This window comes from Terribacillus jepli, assembly GCF_047228925.1.
Lineage (GTDB): Bacteria > Bacillota > Bacilli > Bacillales > Amphibacillaceae > Terribacillus.
The window spans coordinates 141,439-161,191 of sequence record NZ_JBFEGH010000010.1 but is presented as its reverse complement, the minus strand read 5'-3'; the positions used below and the strand labels follow the sequence as shown (position 1 = coordinate 161,191).

The window sequence follows — 19,753 nt, the reverse complement described above, 5'->3', positions numbered from 1 at the left end:
GCTTTTCGGTGATGTCTAGCTCTTGAAACCAGAAACTACGGTATAGGTGATAAATCCCTGCGCGGGAAGGACACCCACTCCGGGCTTTCTCGCCTATCCCTCCGTTCCTGAACGGTTTCTTTTGCTTTTCGGTGATGTCTAGCTCTTGAAACCAGAAACTACGGTATAGGTGATAAATCCCTGCGCGGGAAGGACACCCACTCCGGGCTTTCTCGCCTATCCCTCCGTTCCTGAACGGCTTTTTCCGCTTTTTTTATTGTTTCTGGCTTTCGATTTCTTCCACCATAAGGGACAGTGTTTCCCATCGTTCCATCTTCTGTTCCAATTGCTGTTCGAGTTCTTGCTGCTCAGCAAACAGCTTCTGGACAAGCTCACTGTCACTGCCGGCTTCAGTTATGCCTGCCGCACACGCCTCGATGCGCTGTTCCAGTTCTGCAATATCATCTTCGATCGTATTCCATTCCTGCTGTTCCTTGTAAGAGAGCTTCTGCTTTTTCTTTTCTTTTCGCTCTTGGACAGGTTCCGACTTTGCTTGCTGCTGCGGTTTTGGCTGTTCCTGTACTTTATCCCGGTATTCACTATAGTTGCCATAAAATGTGGATACGACTCCTGCACCTTGAAAAAGAATCAGCTGTTCCACTACACGGTCCAGGAAATAACGATCATGTGAAACCGTTATGACAACGCCAGGATAGCTATCCAAATAATCCTCAAGGATCCCCAGTGTTTCTGTATCCAGGTCATTGGTCGGCTCGTCAAGGAAAAGGACATTCGGCTCCTCCATCAGTACACGGAGCAAGTACAACCGCTTCCTTTCTCCGCCTGACAAACGATGAATATACGTATACTGATGACTCCGAGGGAAAAGGAATTGCTCAAGCATTTGTTCCGCTGTGATGACATTGCCATCAGCGGTATGAATGACTTCTGCTACTTCCTTGATGTAATCAATGATGCGAAGCTGTTGATCCATGTCTTGCTGAAGCTGCGTGTAATAGCCAAGTTTGACGGTCTCCCCTGTTTCCACCTCCCCGGCTGTCGGTGAAATTCTGCCTGCAAGTGTATTCAGAAGTGACGTTTTCCCACTGCCATTGGGTCCGATGATGCCGATGCGATCACCTGGCTTGAACAGAAAATCAAAATGGCTGAATAAAGTTTTATCACCGAATTTGACCGTTACATCTTTTGCTTCCAATACCTTCTTGCCTAACCGGGCAGCTCCGACCTGGAGGGTTAAATCATTATCCTGCGTTTGGAACTTTGCCTCTTTCATTTCCTCTACACGCTGGATACGTGCTTTTTGTTTTGTTGTGCGTGCTTTTGCGCCGCGGCGCAGCCAAGCAAGCTCCCGGCGAAGCGTATTTTGATGCTTCTCCTGATCCAAGAGTGTCTGTGCTTTGCGCTCTGCCTTTTTCGTCAAGTATGTTTCATAATTTCCTTCATATCGATAAAGACTGCCCATCTCCAATTCAAAGATATGGCTCGTAATCCGATTCAGGAAGTAACGATCATGTGTCACCAGCATGATCGCTCCCGGATAGCTAGGTAAAAAGCCTTCAAGCCATTCAATCGTCTCGTTATCCAGATGGTTAGTCGGCTCATCCAGCAGCAATAAATCAGCAGGCTGAATGAGCGCTTTCGCCAACGCTACACGTTTTCGCTGGCCGCCTGATAGATCATCGACAGAAGTTGTATAATAATCAACGCCTAGCTTCGTCAAAATCGTTTTCGCCTGGGTGCTCGCATCCCATGCGTCTTCGGCATCCATCTTAGCTTGAAGGGTGAACAGTCGATTTTGGATTTTGACATTATCCGGTTCCTTCTCCAAAGCCGAAATTGCTTCCTCATAAGTACGGATTGTCTGCAAAATCGGACTGGATCCGCTGAATACCTCTTCCAGGACTGTTCTGCCGGAAGTCAGTTGGGGCTCCTGCGCCAAGTAAGCAAGCTGAAACGTCTTGCTATGGTCGATGTCACCGCTATCTGCACTTTCGATGCCAGCCAGGACCTTCAGCAATGTCGACTTTCCGGTTCCATTGACACCGACAAGCCCGATTCGTTCACGGCTTTCGATATGAAACCCTATTGCTTGGAACAGCTGTTTATCGCCATATGTTTTCGTAAGATTTTCCACGCTGAAAATACGCATTTCCTCCTCCTTCCCGGACAAGGAAAAAGCCGCCCGTACAGGCGGCTATTCCTCATCCATCCTTGCTTATTGCTGCGGCATGGACTTTCTGGCACCGTGATTGACAGGGCCTACATATTCATTTAGCTTAAAGCCTCCGCGAATGGCTTCCGTAATGAATGTCTTCGCTTCGTATATCGCCTCTTTTACACTGCTTCCATTCGCCAGCAATGCGCATATTGCTGCAGAGCTAGTACAGCCCGCACCATGAGTATAAGTTGTATCGATATGCTCACTTTCAAGAATCTCGAAGTTTTCTCCGTCATAAAGCACATCGATTGCCTTATCCGTTTCCAGCTTGCTGCCACCCTTGACAAGGACGTATTTTGCACCTAAAGCATGGATTTTCTGTGCCGCTTCTTTCATTTCTTCCACAGAATGAATCAATGGCATTTGTGCCAATTTGGCAGCTTCAAATAAATTCGGTGTAACGACAGTTGCAAGCGGGACAAGTTTTTCCCGCAGGCTGACTGTGTTTTCCGGCTGAAGTTCTTCATCTGCACCTTTACATACCATCACCGGATCGATGACTACGTTTGGAATATTATTTTCTTCGATCATGCTGGCTGCCAATTCAATGATTTCAGGAGAACCAAGCATTCCTGTCTTCACTGCGTCGACACCTGCACCGACAACGATCGTATTCAGCTGTTCCTTCACCGTATTCACATCAACCGGAAATACATTATGATGCCAGCTATTGTAAGGATCCATTGCAACGATTGTCGTCACAGCAGACATTCCGTATACGCCAAATTCCTGCATCGTCTTCAGATCCGCTTGGATACCTGCTCCTCCAGAGGAATCTGAGCCTGCAATTGTTAATGCTTTTTTCATGTCCGTAACCCCTTTTGCACACTTGCTGTCATTTTTATAACTGGTTGTATTATACTCCTTTTCCTCCATGTCCATCAACCAGCCTGCATATCTTTAAAGATGGATGGTTAATATCGAAAGAATTCGTCCAGCCGGCAGGTTTTTCGGCAATTCCCCTCCTTTTACTGGAAAAGTATGTAGGATTTATAATACAATGATTCTAGTTGTTTTTACCTATTCCCCTTTGGAGGTGTACCCTGTTGGAAGAATCTAAATTGGAAGAATCCTATTTAAATAAGAGCTCTGCGCTCCACCGCCGGCATTACGGACAATATTTCACTCCCGATGCGGTCGCAGATATGATGAAACAGTGGGTGCTGCACAGTCTGGATGGCGGCCGGCTGCTTGATCCTGCTGTCGGTCTGGGGAAGCTGATCAAGGATATACCAGCCGGGTACGAAGTTGATGCATATGAAGATGATGATGAGATTTTGGAGTTTAATCGAGAGTTTTTCACATCTCGCCCTTCCATCCACCTGTACGAGGAGGATTTCCTTTCAGATGGCTGGGAGAAAGTTTATGATGGTATCATTTGCAATCCTCCTTACATAACTTTTCGGAGCGATGATGAGAAGGAGATTTACTTGAATCTATTCCGGCAGAAAATGGGCATATCGCTTTCTACATATACAAACTTGTACGGTCTATTCATGCTGAAAGCACTACATCAACTGGACGAACATGGACGTGCTGCCTTCATCGTGCCCTCGGACTTCCTGAATGCGAGGTATGGTACGAAAATTAAAGAGTATCTCCTGCTAGACGGCAGCCTGAAAATGATCATCAACACCGATATCCAAATGGGCTGGTTCAAAGGGGCGGCCACGACGAGTTCCTTGCTGCTTTTCGATAAATCAAGCAGCGACGACACAATTGAGTTCATCCGCACCCAATCCGTCCAGGAACTGCAACAAGCAGCAGCATACATCCTATCCGACCGGATAAATCCCCTCGGTGCCATCCGCCGACGTCAGGATTTGAATGCAGCTGACAAATGGAAATTGCATTTTTACCAGGAAAGCCAAAAATGCTTCACGAATGTGCGGCCCCTGAATCATTTCGCCAGTGCAAAACATGGTATAAAGACGGGATCGAATCAGTATTTCTGCTTTAACAACAGCAAAATGCGGCAGTGGCAGATCGGCAAGCACCACTTCCTCCCTTGTATATCAAAAGCCGCTCAATTGCAGCAGCCTTTCTTTACATACGTTGATTACAAACAGCTCGTACAGCAGGACGAGCAGATGCTGTTGCTGTATGTTGAAGAAGAACGAGAGCATGAGCACGGCTTAGAGCAATATTTGGAGGATGGAAAGGCTCATCGGGTCGATCAACGTCATCTCATCCGCAACCGTAAACCTTGGTACCAGTTTCCTGTATCAGGTGCAGCGCCGATCCTGGTGAGCGTATTCAATCGGAAGCAAATTCAAATCGTCCGAAATAAAACAAATGTGCGCCATCTGGATCAATTGATCGGTATTTACTTCCATGATGAATATAAGCAGGATGCGGACCTTTTCATGGCCTATTTTCTCAGTGACATAGCGCAGGAGCTAATGGCAAATCCTCATAAGGAATACGGCAAGGATTTAAAGAAATTGGAAGCGAGTGATATGGATGCTTCGCTTGTCTTGGATATTCAAGCACTCACCATGGAGCAGAAATATGAGATTCACAGCATTTACGAACGCATCGAATACTTGACTACGCACGATGGAGACGAGCGGGAACTGAAGCATCATTATGAGATGTTGAATGACTTGTTCAGCAACTTGATCCAACCAATGGAAGAAGAAGAGGAGCTGTAAATTTTACAGCCCTTTTTTTGTTATGGAACGCCAAACTATTTCTGTATCCCTCCGATGGATACAAATATATATATAACTTTTACGAGGAATGACACGACATTGGAAAAGAAAATTGAAGCAAGCATGCCAGCAGTACCATGTATAAAAGCAATGCACAAAAGAGGAATCGATGCGGATCACTATTTGTACCATTCTCCAAGCACAGGCCTTAACTTGCATCACCAGACTATTGACCCGCTATAAGCAATCAAACAAGTCAATCCAGAAGGTGTCGCAGTCACAAAAGTACCAAAAGAAGAATTTGGTGTAGCTGACAAATACAGCTGCCGATTTACGTGCATCTGCAGAAAAAAATATCCTGACATAAAAAAAGACGAGCCTGCCGTAGAAGCAGGCTCGTCTTGCTTATTCTTCTTCAAAATTACGTCCGTCATTGCGGAACCATGGATAATCGGTTCCAAATGCCACTGCCATTTCTTTTGAACGTTTCAGCCGTTCTTTGCGGTATGCGGCACGCTGCGGTGCACCATCATGCAACCATTTCTCCTCGGGGCTTTCCGGGAATACTTCCGGGACCTCGATCGGCTGGTTATTCTCATCCAGCGCCACCATGGTCACAAACGCGGTTGCCGATACTTTCCTTGCTCCTGTTCGCAAATCTTCTGTTACGGCTTTGACAAATACCTCCATGGAAGTATTATTAGTCCAGGTAACGAATGCTTCAACACAAATCGTATCCCCCACCTTCACAGGTGCGAGGAAGTCGACACTGTCAGTCGAAGCTGTCACGACTAGCTGCCTGGCATGCCGATAAGCGGCTATAGCGGCAACATCATCGATATGGGACATAAGTGTCCCGCCGAATAATGTGCCATGTGTATTTGTATCAGGAGGAAGTACATGGGACGTTTTCACTGTCAAAGATGCGATGCATGGTTTCGATTTCACTTGGGTTCCTTCTTTCCGCCAAACTTTAGGCTACAAGATCGGCGAGATCAAACGTGAGAGGGATTCCTTGAAACGAATCCAGTTTGATCTCTGTTTATATAGTTTATGTGAAAGCTCCGTTGATAATAGGATATCCTCTTCAAATTTTTCTTTCAATACCCCTGCCGTATTTTGGTCATATAAAAATGCATTCACTTCAAAATTCAGCCGGAAGCTGCGGACATCGATATTCGCTGTCCCGACGGAAGATATCTTATCATCCACAACGATCGTCTTGGCATGGAGGAAACCATTTTGATAAATATAAACCTTGGCTCCAGCCTTGATCAAATCACCAGCATTGGAATAAGTTGCCCAATAAACGAAAGGATGATCCGGTTTGTTCGGTATCATGACCCGGACATCCACTCCTGACAGTACAGCAACCTTCAGCGCATCCGCCAGACTCTCATCGGGGATGAAATATGGTGTCTGGATATAGACGTATTTCTTGGCTGAGAGAATCATCTTGATGTAGCCATGCTTGATTTGCTCCCACTCGGAATCCGGTCCGCTTGATACGATCTGCACCCCGATATTACCAGCTGGTTCCGATAAATAATAACGGTCCTCATACTCGATATCGTGACGCGAGGCTTGATTCCAGTCTAAAATGAAACGCGTCTGCATCGCTCTTACAGCCTCACCAGTTATCCGCAGATGCGTATCACGCCAATATCCGAATTTCTTATCATAGCCTAAATACTCATCACCGATGTTAAAACCGCCAATATAGCCAACTTTTCCATCTATGATCGCCAGCTTCCGATGGTTCCGGTGATTGAGCTTGAGGTTGATCTTCGGAATGAATGACGGAAAGAACGCTTCAATTTCCACTCCAGCTTTTACAAGTTTGCGCACATAGCTCTTTTTGATGCTGCGCGAACCCATATCATCATACAGAAAACGCACTTTTACACCTTCTTGGGCCTTCTTTATAAGTACGTCCGCCAAACGTTCCCCCAGCTTGTCACTGCGCACGATATAATATAACAGATGGATATGGTCTTTCGCCTGCGAAAGATCGTGCAGCAGTGCATGGAATTTCTTTTGGCCATCCGTGAACAGTTCCACTTCGTTTCCCTGGGTCAGGATGGCATCATCATTGCGAAGATGCATGTAGGCAAGGTCTTTATATTCCTTGACTGCTTCTTGTTTATAGACAAAAGTATCTTCCTCAATGGCACGCAACTGGGCCTGCACTTGTTTCTTCACACCAAGCCGTGACTTCGTATCCCAGGTGAATATCTTGCCTGAGAGTTTGCGCCCAAAAAGCAAATAAACAACGAAGCCTGCTACCGGGATGAATACAAGTACGAGCAGCCATGCCCATGTGACACTGGCATCGCGCCTTTCCAGGAAGACAATTGCCAGTGCGAGGAGGATGTTTATAATAGTCAATAATCCTAATAAATACGCAAATATATGCACATGAGCGTCTCCCTTCATATGTAGCATATTTCCAATTACCCATACTAATATATAGTATTCCATCAGCCATTGACAACTTCTCTACCCATTAACGAAGCAAAAGTATTGAAAAGCCCGATTCCCAACCTTACACTTAATCCATACAGAGATAGAAAGAGAGGCGCATGCCAACATGCAATCGCAATCATCGAAGTCCGGTGTCATGTATGCTGCAATCGCGTACATGATGTGGGGCGTACTGCCGCTGTTTTGGAATTTATTAGAGGAAGTCGATGCCGGCCACTTACTTGCTCACCGAATCGTCTGGTCGTTTGTCACGATGATCCTGGTCGTCCTTTTGCTAGGAAAAATCCATCCTTTCATCAAACAGCTGAAGGATTTGTTTTTGAATAAACGCGCATTTTGGGGGTTATTTGCAGCTTCCATCATGGTCAGTCTCAATTGGCTCGTATTCATCTGGGCAGTAAATTCCGGTCATGTCCTGCAATCAAGCCTGGGTTATTACATAAACCCACTCATCAGCATCCTGCTCGCCATGATCATCCTGAAGGAAAAAAGCACGCGTTTGCAGATTTTCAGCTTCATCCTTGCCGCGATCGGTGTCATTTATTTGACCATCAGCTACGGCGTGTTCCCTTGGGTGTCGTTCCTGCTGGCAATCACATTCGCTGTGTACGGCCTGCTTAAAAAGGTAGTGACGATCCCGCCGATGTTCGGACTGACAATCGAGACGATGTTCGTCACCCCATTGGCTATTTTGTATTTGCTTTTCGTACCTGCTGCAGACAGCATCCCTATAGCAACCGGTACAGCTATCATCCTATTTTTATCCGGAGCGGCCACAGCCGCGCCGCTTTTGCTATTCGCCTATGGTGCACGCAGGCTTTCTTTGACGACGATCGGTCTGCTACAATACATCGCCCCCACACTCATGCTGATCTTTGGTGTCACCTTTTTCGGTGAAACATTCACACATGCACACATGATTGCTTTCACATGCATTTGGGGCGCGTTGATTCTCTACACCATTTCCGGCATCCGTATGAAGCGCTTGACGACAAAACAACTGCAACATGCCGAAGCTGTAAAATAAGCCACCTTCATTTACGAAAAGGTGGCAAGAATAGCAATAACACGAATAGTCCGCATAAGATAGAAGCAAAGATATATAATGTTCCTTTGATAAGCTCTTCCTGAAACAGGAAAGAGAATATACTGGTGACGAGCAATAGCAGCGCCGTTACAGCAGCAGGGATGAATAAGACAAACGGATCCTTCGTGAAGTGCCGCAACACTCCGATACAGATCAATGCGATTCCGGAAAAAGCTAACAGCAGCAAGGAAAATTCCATACTTGCACCTCCTGCTGTTCAGCTTATTCAAGAACTGCCCAAACGGTTAAAAATTACCGGCAATTCATGCCGGTAATTTTAAAACTGCCGCTTTTCTTCCACTTCATGCTGTGCATCGTAAATGACGAGTTTGCTAGGCGCATTTTCCCGAGCAAGTCCTTCCGCCTCCAAAACGGCATCATCTCGCGTGCTATGGTATTCTGTCGGTGCAACATCTTCCATTTTCACATACCAGCCTGAGACGTCTTTATTCGGTACGACACTGTACTCCTTCATACTGCGTTCCTCCTTGTCCTTTTTAATAACACTTGTTCCCAACAAAGCATTTAGCGAAACATAGCGTACCAGCTCTTCCCACTATCCAACTTTCCCTGAATCTAGTAAGATATAATTTTACAACCAATTTACAATTGTATTTTCCGGTATACCGCCGTCTAAAAGACTTATAGGCGGGAATACGATACTATATTTCTCCCGAGGGTGATGATGCTTGCAAAAAAGAAAAATCTACTACATTGTAGCATCGTTCCTGCTCGCCATCGTAATCGGGGCATTGATCGTTTTTGCAGGGTCCGATCAAAAGGCAACGGTCACAAATGCCCCAACGAAGATTGTACCGAGTGAAACAGATACCCCCGATGACTCAGAAGAGAAGCCAGCTGCATCGGAAGAAGAATCGGACACTTCCTCTGAAATCAAGGATGCCTTCCGGAAATTGCTCAAGGATACACTCGGGCTTTTCATCAAAGAAGATCTTCATATTACAGCAGTTGGTGATTCCCTGACCCAGGGAGTGGGTGATGCGACAGAGAACGGCGGCTATGTCGGCATTCTGAAGCAGACTTTCGAAGAAACAGATGATCATGTCAAAATCGATAATTTCGGTAAACGCGGCAATCGGACGGATCAGCTGTTGAAAAGGCTGGACGATCCTGTCATTTCAGCCTCTATCAAGAATGCCGATGTTGTCCTGATTACAATCGGCGCCAATGATATCATGAAAGTGACGAAAGATCACTTCACCGATTTGGATTACGATGACTATAGTGCGGCAATGCCGTCCTATGAGGAACGAATGAAAGATATATTCGAAAAGATTGATACGCTGAACCCGGATGCCGAAGTTTATTTGATCGGCTTTTATAATCCTTTCGAAGAATCTTTCCCTGAAATAGAGGATCAGCTTGGCATGATCGTCGATGAGTACAATGATATCGGCAGGCAGGTCGCAGAAGGAGAAGACCAGCATTATATTGAAACAGCCGATTTATTCCACAACCAAACGGCAACTTTACTGGCAGATGACTACTTCCATCCTAATGAAGTCGGGTATGGAAAAGTTGCCCAACGGGTATTGGAAAGTATCAAGCCTGTTATACAGGAAGAAGATGAATAGGCAGGTGAACTATCATGGAAAACAGGAAGAATGAAACACAGCCACCAAAACAGCGTGACTGGAAGAAATACTTTAAAATACTGGCTATTGCGAACGGTATCGTCCTGCTGCTCTTGCTTTTGCTTATCTTCCTTCCGGCATTCAGCCCGGCCCCAGAGCCGCCAGAGGAAGCTCAATTCGATAGCTCGGATTCGTCTGAGTTCACCATCAGCTCTACCAAAGCGAATGTCAATGAACTGATCAATGCCTATATCGATAAGGAGCTGAACGATGACTCCGATAATTATTCGGTTGTACTCGGTGACGATGCCGTTGAATTGAGTGGCGGAATCACGGCATTCGGCGTAAGGATTCCGCTGCAAATAACACTTGAACCGCAAGTACAGGAAAATGGCGATCTATTGCTCGTACAGCGCGATATCTCACTTGGCAGTCTTTCCCTGCCGAATGATAAGGTTCTTAAATATATAGATAGATATTATAAGATGCCGGAATGGGTCACCATCAATCCAGACGATGAATCCATCTATGTCGCTGTCACACAAATGGAATTACAAAACAACTTCCATGTGGAGGTAGAACAATTCGATTTACCGAATGATAATCTGAGCTTCAAACTATATATCCCGAATGATACATTCGGGATATAAAAAGCAGGCTATCCCTTTCTGAAGGGAAGCCTGCTTTTTAATTGAGGAGCCCATTTTCATGGACATAGATCGCTGCTTGCGTGCGGTCCTGTACTTCAAGCTTGCTCAATATATTGCTGACATGCACTTTCACAGTCTTCAAGGCGATGAAGAGCTCTGAAGCAATTTCTTGATTGGATCTTCCTTTGGCAATCAAAAGCAATACCTCCTGCTCCCTTGCTGTCAGCGTATCGTGCAAGACAGGAGCTTGTGGTTTTCGCATGCGCGCCATCACTTTATTTGTCACTTCCGGCTCGAAAACAGCTGTTCCATTATATGTAGACCTTATCGCCTTCGCTATTTCCGTTGCTTTGGATGTTTTCAGCAGATAGCTGGCAGCACCCGCTTCCAAGGCCGGGTATACTTTATCATCATCCAGAAAACTTGTGACGACGATCACCTTTGCCTCGGGCCAGGCTGCGACGATTTGCCTGGTCGCCTCTATGCCATCCATCCGGTCCATCACAAGATCCATCAGGATGATATCTGGTTTCAATTCGAGCGCAAGCTTAACTGCCTCCTCTCCATTATCCGCTTCCCCGATTACCTCGATATCGGCTTGTGTCGATAGATATGCCGAAACACCGATCCGTACCATTTCATGATCGTCCACAAACAGTACCTTGATCATGTTCTTTCTTCCTCCCTATCAAGCATCGGAACGCGTACCTCCAAGCGTGTGCCTTGCTTCGGCACACTTACCACCCGCAGGTGGGCGCCGATTTCCGCTGCCCTTTCCTTCATATTTTGCAAACCATAAGCTCCCGGCTGTTCAGTGCCTATTTCGAAGCCGATACCATCATCTGTAACGAGCAGGATGATGAAGCTGTCGCGCTGGAGAAGCTTGATTGACAGACTTTCCGCTTTTGCATGACGCAGCGTATTCGATACCGACTCCTGCACGATGCGGAATAGCTGATCCTCGATGCCTTTCTCCACTGGAAATGTATCCAGCTCCCACTCAATCGAAAGTGGTACCTTTGCCCGCAAATCTTCAAGCAGCAAATCCATTCCTTCCTGCAGCGTTTTTCCTTTCAGCGCAGCAGGTCTAAGATGCAATAGCAGCGCCCGCATTTCGAGCTGCGATTGCTGGACCATGGCCTCAAGCTGCTTCAGCGCAGTGAACAATGGCGTATTCTCTTCTTCCGATTCCGTCAAGGCGGAAATCAGCATGGAGGCAGCAAACAGCTCTTGGCTGACAGAGTCATGCAGCTCCCTCGCCAAACGATTTCTTTCTTCCGAGACGATGCGCTGGACTTCTTCTTCCTGGTCGATCACTCGCTCATTTGTCAATTTCTGTGCCAGCTTTGCCTGTTCGTTCATATAAGCTTGCAGACGTTCCAGCTCAGTCCATGTATGCTGCAGCTCGGATAAACTGAAACTGCGCTTCTTCAAAGGCTGCTGCCCCTCCCGGATGCTCTCCAACTCCCGCGCGGCCTGATGCCAGCGCCTGCGCCAGTACAGACCGGAAAATAACCCAAGAATCGCACCAGAGAACAAGACGAAGAGTGGTGCTGCAATCAGGAACGGCATGTTGCTTTCATGCATGGTCCAGATGGATTTCCAATCATCAATTGGAAAATCCAACAGATACAAAGCAGCCAATCCCACAAGCAAAAGCAGGCTGTACAGCATACCGAATCCCACATGGCGTTTTACGATATTACTCATACGCGCACCACCTCCAGCTTGCCGGCCACAATACTTGTGACAATTTTGATACGCTGGGAAGATTGCTGATAACCTTTTGTCCGCATATGAATCACTTTATTCCAGCTGTTCTGTTCCCGATGCTCAAAAATGGCGATCGACCCATAAACAACGGAATGATGCACATCCACTTCTATATCATATGGAACGATGATCCGTACATTCCCCATTACTTTACGTACCATCAGCACAGCTTCTTCTTTCGGCAGTACGGTATAATTCAGATCGATGACCGTATCCCCAATGAAGGACTGAATATTGGTATCCTGCCATTCGTACACATTGCTGCCTGCCGACTGCGCGCCGAACCAGCTATTTTGAAACAATGATTTTTGTTCGAAGACCGATTCCTCTGATGCAGATTGGTCAAAGGATGGCTGATAGGTTTGCGGTTTATCCGTTGTATCGTGGATTTTGGAAAAGTAATAGATGATTCCAGCTGTCAAAACTAAATAAAAAGCGAATGATTGCAATAAACTCATGGCAACTATGAATATACCCAGCCAAAATAAAATTGTCCCTTTACGACCGGATAACTGCCGTTTTCCGAGATAGATGAACAGTATACCCATACCGATACCAATCAGCACACCCGTCCCCGATAGCAATAATTCAGCCAGGAAAACCACTGCTGCAGTGATGAGCAGCCAGCGTATCATATCGTTCGGCTTCACTTCGAGGCACTCCTTTCATGCGGCAAGTGTAAACAAGGAAGCACACAGCCGTCTGTGTCCTTCCTAGATTACCACGTCATGCTTATTTTAACTAGATTTCCTTTCCAAATCTGACAGTTTGGCATCCAGCGTCATCTTGCGATAATCTGCATCCACTTTACGCTCCAACCGGTCAATATATCCTTCCAGGTCATTGAATTTATTGGAAGCGAATTCGAATTCTGGCTTGTGCTTGAGGATCTCATTCATCCCGCGGTGCGCTTTTGCGACATTTTCCCGCTCCGCGAATTCCATTTTCTTTACGTATAAATCCTTCAGCTTGTGCTTCATCTGCACGTATTTTTTCTCCAGCTCCTGCAAATCAGAATCCGCTTTTTCCTTCATCGCTTTGATTTTATCTGCACGCTCTTGGTATTGCTCGCGTTCATCTTGAGCCTGTTCAGCAAGTTCAGCCTCACCTTGCTCTTGGGCAAGCTTTGCCTGGCGCTCCCGCTTATCAGCCATCGCCTGTGCTGCATGGTATTCCTTCGTGAAATCATGCTTCAGCTGATACTGCTTCTCGATCAATTCGCGAATTTTCTTCGCTTGCTGCTCACATTGACGGATATACTGGCTAAGCTGTACTGTTGGATTCTTTTCTTCCTTCTTATCCAGAATTTCGTGAAAATCTGCTGCAACCGCCTGTTTGATTCGAGTAAAAATGTTTTCCATGTGTACCTCTCCTTTTTTGTTTAAAATATATCCCCGGCCAACGCCAATACTGGGATTAGCAGTGCCAAAATCGGAATAAACGCCCAAATCCATGTATTAACCTGACTTGGTTTCGCCTGCTCCTTCAGTTCCTCCACTTCCAGCTCCAGCACACGGATGCGCTGCTCCAAGTAATCGTCCACTATGCTCCTCCTTTAATTTAAAGAGTATAATCGAACTTCTCTGATTCTTTTTCCTTCTTCCAAGCTTTGTACAGATAGTACAAAGCCGCAAGGGCAATCAACCCGATTAACGCTGGCAGATTGGAAAGAGAGATGCAAACACCAATACCAATCACTGCACCCCAGCCAATCTTGGCACCAACACTATCTGTCATGATGAATCTCCTCAAACCGTAATAACCAATCGCCACACTGACTGCCAGTACAAGCAGCGACCCAAGATTCGCCAACAACACCGCCCCAGCAATAACAGCGCCAATGACCAATAACACCTTCTTCATCACGCCTCACTCCTTTCATACCCCTAGTCTACCTTCATTCCCTCTCTCCCATAACGACCCCCAGCCATAACTTGCGTAAGACTTTGGTCTTATGAAAGGCGAAGGTGACCGTTCAGAAACGGAGCGGTAAGTGAGAAAGCCCGGAGTCTGTGCCCTTCCCAAGCAGGGATTCATTGCTCCTATGAAGAAAAGCAAACAAAAAAACGCTCGTAAATTATCAAAAACAATTTACGAGCGTCCATAATCCACTTAGATATGAAATTTCCGTTTCAACTTCTCAACCCATTTTTTGGGCATCCGATACGAAATCAGCAGCAAAATAGAACCTAATAAAGTAGACGGAAGAAGCTCATCCACAGAATGAAAAACTATATTCTCCGTATCTGAATACCTGCCTACGATAAATTCAATTCCGATGAGGAGAATAAGAATCGAAAAAATAATATAACCGCTTTGGCGAAACCAGCTTCTATTCCTTTTAAAGATGGCTATATTTATTATCAGTAATGACAAGGTAATAGCCAGGAGTGGGAATGCTATCTCGACTGACCATCCAGCATATCCATTGATTACGTCAAATCCTGCCAATCCAGCACATACTGTTATCAGTATGACGATAATTTTATCTCTTGTTCCTTTTACATAGCCAAAGGCAACATACAGGAAACTCCAGCTTATAATGATAGATAAGTTACTATATAAAGACCAGGTCAACGCTTTATTCAATATGAAATCGATAAGTGTAGGAATAAGGAATCCCAGGATCATCAAAACACAGAGAACACGATACACGACGCGTATGAAAAAACTGAGTAGGTTCTCATATAAACTATAGTATGTCGGAAATCCGTTGGCATCCAACAACTCTTCATCGCTCACTATTTTCGGTATGTATGTAAAGCATAGCGGACAAGGAATTTGGTCTTTTTCGACACTGACCCCGCATTTAGGACAGTAAGCCATTAATATGCACTCCTGTTGGTTTCGATTTTTATTCGTACGCCTTCTTTAACTAGTTTTCTAAAGAACATTCTTTCTACCAGCCGATCGTTCGACAAATTACCAAATGTAATATACATATCATCCTTGTAGCTTATTACCCCTGCTTTTATCTTGTTACCGATACTTGGCGGAGGATAAAATTCAAAACGTTCCACATGTTTTTCCAATTCTTTATCAAGTGATATTATCCCCAAATTGGAAATCGAGCTTGTATATAAATTTTCACCGAACTTGGCGTGTACCATCGGGGAAATCCAGTCCTTTACAAACAATGGAAGCACTCGAAGCAGGAAATTCCGTTCTCCCCTCACACCACGGGCAATTAATGTTTTTAATTGTTTATCGTTTAGATATCGTTTAAGCTCTATACTGATTGTTTCAATGATATCATCGAAACTATATGTACCGAGACGAGGGTCGATCGTTACTGGAACACTTACAAAGAAATTTTTCAATGTATTAGTTTCAAAGAAATTACGCAAGTTAACAGGAACATTTATTGTAATAGGTCTTCTTGTTTTCGAATTTTGTGCTTGGATATCAATCAATATTTCAGCATATAACGCCAGCAAATAAGTTGTGATACTTGTTCGGTGTTGCTTTGCTATGTTCTTCAATACCTGAATCTCCAACTTACCAGTCGTAACGTGATAAACCCCTCTTTTGTCCAGCCTCAAAGGAAGCTTATACGCTTTATCCAGAGTATCCTGCCAGTTTGGAACCAGTTTCTCATAATGTTGAAAAAAAGCGTTATCAAAATTAAACCCACTAAGCTTTTCTCTTATAGAGGGCAGATTGACACCTTCTTTTTTCAAATAGTTCCTTACTAACAGCTTTAAGAATTCCATTCCCCCAGTGCCGTCGGTCAGCATATGGGACAGCTCTAAAGAGATTTTTTTATTGTAGTAAAGCACTCTGTAAGGAAATGTGTTGCGACCTGTGAAGAACAGATTGGAACAAGGATAATAGTGCTCTTCAGATACAGTAGGGATAGTAGCTGTTTTTTCGAAGTAATACCAAAATACGCCTTTCTTTACGATAACTTTAAAAGAAGGCATCTCTTCTAATGCTTCCTCTAAAGCTTCTTGGAGAAATGAGGCATTGATAGATTTATACATACTTGCAGAAAGACGAAAGACAGTGGATACCCTGGAAGAAACAGTAGAAGCGTAAAGCTTACCAGCACTATCTAATTTGTACCAATCTGTTTCCATACTACGATCCCCTTTTTGCCCAGTCTCCCAGTTTATCAATAAAACGTTCTCATTTTAAGAACATAACTATAAAATTGTACTATATTTTACTTACTATTGTGATATCCAATTAAGGTGAATTATGTGAAGCTTGTTTCTAATAAAAGACTGGGGCTAAAAGAAACGTTTTCCGATAGCAAATAGTGCAACTATTAAACCTATTAGTAATATGCCGATACCAATAGCGGTAATAACAACCTCCAAGATGGTAATCTCTGTAACCTGAAGGATATGATACATTGCCAGGCCACCAAACGGAAAAATCAAGCCAATACCTGTGACGATGCCGGGCGCATATTTTTTCTCTGCCATCGTTGCAATGACATGAGGCATGACTACATTCAACAGCATAGCGCCAATCAAACCAACCTGAAGGTATTGAAAATATATATTAGATGGCCAAAGCAGATACAAGGCACCAATGGAGTATGCAAGTAAAGTAATTACTATTACCGCAAAACGAAATACATTTGGTTCTACAGTCTTTTGAAACCTGCTTGTCTTGGACCAAGCAGGCAAAAAGACAGCTTCCTCTAAGTTATGTAAAGTAACTGCGATAAGGAAAAGCACGATTTCCATATATAATCTCCTCCCTCTCCATTATCGCATATTATTACGAATCAATCGTTGAGCTTCCGAACATCAGCCAGTATTATTTGACTTTTCGGCATGCTGGGCATGGAGGAATGGCTATAGCTATAATCCTGTTTCGGTACATTATAGCGCAGGCGATTAACTAGAAAATCGATGCTAACTTCCATCACTTGTATCGTGACCCATTCTCCTGCACAGCGATGTCCCATATCGTAGTCCCCGCCACCCTGCGGGATGAAATCAAACGGACTTTCCTTCCAATCAAGGAATCGATCTGGGCGGAATAAATCCGGCTGTTCCCATAGATTCGGATCATGATTGTTCCCATACAAATCCAGCAAGGTCATCGTACCTTCTTTGAACTGATATCCCTTCCATTCGAAGTCCTGTTTCACTTTCGCAACAGTCGCCGGGAAGAATGGGTAAAAGCGGCGGACTTCCTGTACGAATCGGCGGATGCTGCCATCTCCTTTTTTCAGCCGTTCTCTTTCTTGCGGAAATTGATGCAGGGCAAGTGCAGCGAACGCTATATAAATACTGATGGCGACAATCGGCCGCAGGATATTCAGCACCTCTACTGCAACTATTCTCTCCGGAAGCAATTTCCCATCACTATCCCGATGCTCGGAAAAGATACGGAGTGCTCCATCCTTGGTAGCATGCAGATTCCCGTTCCTTACCTGCTCGACAAGTCCAGCAATCCAGTCCTCGGCATCAGTACGAGAAGTTCGTCCTTTCCAGTGGACAGGTCCTACGCTAGCTGGCGATTCGAAAAGACAACGCATTTGCTCTGTCCTTTTTTCTTCATCGTCCAGCGGTACCCCCGCCCAATCACATGCTGCCTTCATCAAAATCTTCTGTGATTCTTCATATAACGTTATCTGATTGATTTTTTCCCACTGCTCGCCAGCCTTCTCCCATTCCGTTTCCAGCAATTTATCGAGTCGTTGCAGCTGTGTCTTTGTCATGATGGACATGAACATCGCCTTTCGGTTGCGGTGCTGTTCCCCATCCAGCGTCTGCACACCACCTTCACCGAACAGTGTTTTAACAAGCCGATTTGGAGCTGCTCCAGCACGTATGAACTTATCCGTATCATAAAATAATTCTGCTCCTTCTTTACCGCCCAGACAAATCGCCTTTTTCCCTAGCAAGGTAGTTTCGAACACATTGGACTGAAAGCTCTTCCTCCGATGCAGGATGAACTCATAACCTTCCTTAAAAAATGCAAGACTATGATCTAATCCTTCTTCCTTCGGCATGGACATACAACGTCACCCTTTCCTCTTTTGCTTATTTATTTCCCTGGTATAAGAGCTTGAAAACGAAAAGCACCTTGCTTATTTTTCCTAAGCAAGGTGCTTCTTATGTATTAGAATGCTACATAAAAAGGGTGTTGATTTTCATCGAGGCAGCTCTCGATCCGATCCAGGTAATTTCCCCAAGTGACCATATTCCTGACTTGCTCAAGTGGAAAATATCCAACTTCCAAGCTCTCTTCTGATGGCGTACAAACACCACCCGTCGGTTTGCCAAGGAATAACGTATTGCAAATACTTTCCCCTGCATTTTGATAGATTCCGCAAAACTTCGTCACTTCGATTTCTATCCCGCTTTCTTCCTTCACTTCCCGTATTGCTGCTTGGGTAAGTGATTCGCCTTCTTCCACTTGTCCGCCAGGCATCTCCCAGCCTCTTCTCGGTCCTTTAATCAATAGGATTTCATCTTGTTCATTGCGAACGATTGCTGCTGCAGAAACTATATGTTTCGGTGGCATGTCTATCTCCTCCTGCTTATTCATTCCACAAAGAGAAAGTCTGCTCCTGCCTCCATAAAGATTTTCTATGTGCATTCTCTTTCTTTTCCGGAAATGTTAGAATCTTTGAAAAAGGAGGCTTCCCCATGCTTGATATCATCCTGCTCGGATTTGCTTTGGCAGCAACGCCGGGTCCTGATTTCCTGCTTATGACACGGAACACATTGTCACAAGGAAAAAGATTCGGATTCATCACATTGCTTGGCAACCGCTGCAGTCTGCTGATCCATATCAGCTTTGCCTTGCTAGGTCTATCGATGATCTTGCAACAGTCCGTCATTCTGTTCACTGCAATCCGACTGCTCGGTGCATGTTACCTGATTTATCTCGGAATAAAGAAGATTATTCATCTTGTCCGTCGCAAACAGAAACGAAAGCAGGAAGAAGCAACATTGACAATCTCCAAAACACAGGCTTTTCGTATGGGTTTTTTAAGCAACTTCCTGAATCCGAAAGTCAGTTTGTTCTTTCTCAGTATTTTCCCGCAATTCACCAGTACAGATCAGTTGCATAATCCGTTGTTGCTGATCGTTTGTTTCTTGATTGGCAATAGTGCATGGTATATAGGAACATTGCTGCTTGTCGGTATGAAACGTATTCGAAAGATTGTCGTCAGATTTCAGGCTTACTTGGATGTAGTATTTGGTTTTGTCTTCCTCGTTTATGGAGGAAAAATCGTCTGGGATGATGTGATAAGCAAACTCAGCTTTCAAGAGGCAACTTCATCCCGCATGCATTAAAAAGACCTGCCGATATGCAATCGG

At 44.9% G+C, this 19,753-nt stretch carries 22 protein-coding genes; 5 read left to right on the top strand and 17 right to left on the bottom strand.

Annotated elements, in window-relative coordinates:
• Window positions 1-253 precede the first annotated feature (253 nt).
• Both AB1K91_RS12705 and pdxK read right to left on the bottom strand, forming a co-directional pair.
• Complete coding sequence (locus AB1K91_RS12705) at window positions 254-2,149, bottom strand: ABC-F family ATP-binding cassette domain-containing protein (RefSeq protein ID WP_413090219.1); 1,896 nt, start codon at window positions 2,147-2,149, stop codon at window positions 254-256.
• A 66-nt stretch (window positions 2,150-2,215) separates the two neighbouring features.
• Window positions 2,216-3,025 (bottom strand): pyridoxine/pyridoxal/pyridoxamine kinase, encoded by an 810-nt coding sequence (gene pdxK, locus AB1K91_RS12700; protein ID WP_413090217.1) that lies wholly within the window; start codon window positions 3,023-3,025, stop codon window positions 2,216-2,218.
• A gap of 239 nt (window positions 3,026-3,264) precedes the next feature.
• Here pdxK and AB1K91_RS12695 point away from each other — a divergent pair, with 239 nt between their 5' ends.
• A complete protein-coding gene (locus AB1K91_RS12695) occupies window positions 3,265-4,872 on the top strand; it encodes an Eco57I restriction-modification methylase domain-containing protein (protein ID WP_413090215.1) in 1,608 nt (535 codons plus the stop codon).
• Window positions 4,873-5,277: 405 nt separating this feature from the next.
• Here the strand turns inward: AB1K91_RS12695 and AB1K91_RS12690 are convergent, their stop codons facing one another.
• Together AB1K91_RS12690 and cls are read right to left on the bottom strand one after the other, a co-directional pair.
• A complete protein-coding gene (locus tag AB1K91_RS12690; protein ID WP_413090213.1) occupies window positions 5,278-5,820 on the bottom strand; it encodes an acyl-CoA thioesterase in 543 nt (180 codons plus the stop codon).
• A 30-nt stretch (window positions 5,821-5,850) separates the two neighbouring features.
• Window positions 5,851-7,290 (bottom strand): cardiolipin synthase, encoded by a 1,440-nt coding sequence (gene cls / locus AB1K91_RS12685; protein ID WP_413090211.1) that lies wholly within the window; start codon window positions 7,288-7,290, stop codon window positions 5,851-5,853.
• A 172-nt stretch (window positions 7,291-7,462) separates the two neighbouring features.
• Between cls and rarD the strand changes: the two genes are divergently transcribed.
• Entirely contained in the window at window positions 7,463-8,383 is a 921-nt protein-coding gene (rarD, locus tag AB1K91_RS12680) for an EamA family transporter RarD (protein ID WP_413090210.1), read from the top strand.
• Window positions 8,384-8,390: 7 nt separating this feature from the next.
• Here rarD and AB1K91_RS12675 read toward each other — a convergent pair whose 3' ends face one another.
• Both AB1K91_RS12675 and AB1K91_RS12670 read right to left on the bottom strand, forming a co-directional pair.
• The gene (locus AB1K91_RS12675) at window positions 8,391-8,642 is read right to left on the bottom strand and encodes a hypothetical protein (RefSeq protein WP_093725008.1); all 252 of its coding nucleotides are present in this window, start codon (window positions 8,640-8,642) and stop codon (window positions 8,391-8,393) included.
• 78 nt (window positions 8,643-8,720) lie between these two features.
• Window positions 8,721-8,918: a DUF2188 domain-containing protein gene (locus AB1K91_RS12670; RefSeq protein ID WP_413090208.1), complete on the bottom strand. Its 198-nt coding sequence runs from the start codon at window positions 8,916-8,918 to the stop codon at window positions 8,721-8,723.
• A 214-nt stretch (window positions 8,919-9,132) separates the two neighbouring features.
• Between AB1K91_RS12670 and AB1K91_RS12665 the strand changes: the two genes are divergently transcribed.
• Window positions 9,133-10,038, top strand: coding sequence for a GDSL-type esterase/lipase family protein (locus tag AB1K91_RS12665; RefSeq protein WP_413090207.1), 906 nt, complete (start codon window positions 9,133-9,135; stop codon window positions 10,036-10,038).
• Window positions 10,039-10,052: 14 nt separating this feature from the next.
• On the top strand, window positions 10,053-10,688 hold the full coding sequence (locus AB1K91_RS12660) for a YpmS family protein (RefSeq protein ID WP_413090206.1): 636 nt from the start codon (window positions 10,053-10,055) through the stop codon (window positions 10,686-10,688).
• Between the two features lie 37 nt (window positions 10,689-10,725).
• On the opposite strand, the gene AB1K91_RS12655 is transcribed toward AB1K91_RS12660, so the two are convergent.
• The 11 genes from AB1K91_RS12655 to AB1K91_RS12605 all read right to left on the bottom strand — a co-directional run bounded on the left by AB1K91_RS12655 (window position 10,726) and on the right by AB1K91_RS12605 (window position 18,950).
• Window positions 10,726-11,358 carry a response regulator gene (locus AB1K91_RS12655; RefSeq protein ID WP_413090204.1) on the bottom strand — a complete coding sequence of 211 codons (633 nt, stop codon included), beginning with the start codon at window positions 11,356-11,358 and terminating at the stop codon, window positions 10,726-10,728.
• Window positions 11,355-12,398: a sensor histidine kinase gene (locus AB1K91_RS12650; protein ID WP_413090203.1), complete on the bottom strand. Its 1,044-nt coding sequence runs from the start codon at window positions 12,396-12,398 to the stop codon at window positions 11,355-11,357. Before AB1K91_RS12650 ends, AB1K91_RS12655 begins: the two co-directional genes overlap by 4 nt.
• A complete protein-coding gene (gene liaF, locus AB1K91_RS12645) occupies window positions 12,395-13,111 on the bottom strand; it encodes a cell wall-active antibiotics response protein LiaF (protein WP_413090201.1) in 717 nt (238 codons plus the stop codon). The genes AB1K91_RS12650 and liaF overlap by 4 nt, the downstream gene beginning before the upstream one ends.
• A gap of 87 nt (window positions 13,112-13,198) precedes the next feature.
• The gene (locus AB1K91_RS12640) at window positions 13,199-13,822 is read right to left on the bottom strand and encodes a PspA/IM30 family protein (protein ID WP_413090200.1); all 624 of its coding nucleotides are present in this window, start codon (window positions 13,820-13,822) and stop codon (window positions 13,199-13,201) included.
• Between the two features lie 20 nt (window positions 13,823-13,842).
• The gene (locus AB1K91_RS12635; protein ID WP_413090199.1) at window positions 13,843-14,004 is read right to left on the bottom strand and encodes a hypothetical protein; all 162 of its coding nucleotides are present in this window, start codon (window positions 14,002-14,004) and stop codon (window positions 13,843-13,845) included.
• Between the two features lie 17 nt (window positions 14,005-14,021).
• Window positions 14,022-14,324, bottom strand: coding sequence for a lmo0954 family membrane protein (locus AB1K91_RS12630; RefSeq protein WP_413090197.1), 303 nt, complete (start codon window positions 14,322-14,324; stop codon window positions 14,022-14,024).
• Between the two features lie 249 nt (window positions 14,325-14,573).
• On the bottom strand, window positions 14,574-15,287 hold the full coding sequence (locus AB1K91_RS12625; protein WP_413090196.1) for a DUF6320 domain-containing protein: 714 nt from the start codon (window positions 15,285-15,287) through the stop codon (window positions 14,574-14,576).
• On the bottom strand, window positions 15,287-16,540 hold the full coding sequence (locus AB1K91_RS12620; protein ID WP_413090195.1) for an alcohol acetyltransferase: 1,254 nt from the start codon (window positions 16,538-16,540) through the stop codon (window positions 15,287-15,289). The genes AB1K91_RS12625 and AB1K91_RS12620 overlap by 1 nt, the downstream gene beginning before the upstream one ends.
• A 153-nt stretch (window positions 16,541-16,693) precedes the next feature.
• Entirely contained in the window at window positions 16,694-17,158 is a 465-nt protein-coding gene (locus AB1K91_RS12615) for an HXXEE domain-containing protein (RefSeq protein ID WP_413090194.1), read from the bottom strand.
• Between the two features lie 41 nt (window positions 17,159-17,199).
• Complete coding sequence (cypC, locus tag AB1K91_RS12610) at window positions 17,200-18,441, bottom strand: CYP152 family fatty-acid peroxygenase CypC (protein ID WP_413090193.1); 1,242 nt, start codon at window positions 18,439-18,441, stop codon at window positions 17,200-17,202.
• A 104-nt stretch (window positions 18,442-18,545) separates the two neighbouring features.
• Window positions 18,546-18,950, bottom strand: coding sequence for an NUDIX hydrolase (locus tag AB1K91_RS12605; RefSeq protein WP_413090191.1), 405 nt, complete (start codon window positions 18,948-18,950; stop codon window positions 18,546-18,548).
• Between the two features lie 125 nt (window positions 18,951-19,075).
• Here AB1K91_RS12605 and AB1K91_RS12600 point away from each other — a divergent pair, with 125 nt between their 5' ends.
• On the top strand, window positions 19,076-19,729 hold the full coding sequence (locus tag AB1K91_RS12600; RefSeq protein WP_413090190.1) for a LysE family translocator: 654 nt from the start codon (window positions 19,076-19,078) through the stop codon (window positions 19,727-19,729).
• Window positions 19,730-19,753: the final 24 nt, after the last annotated feature.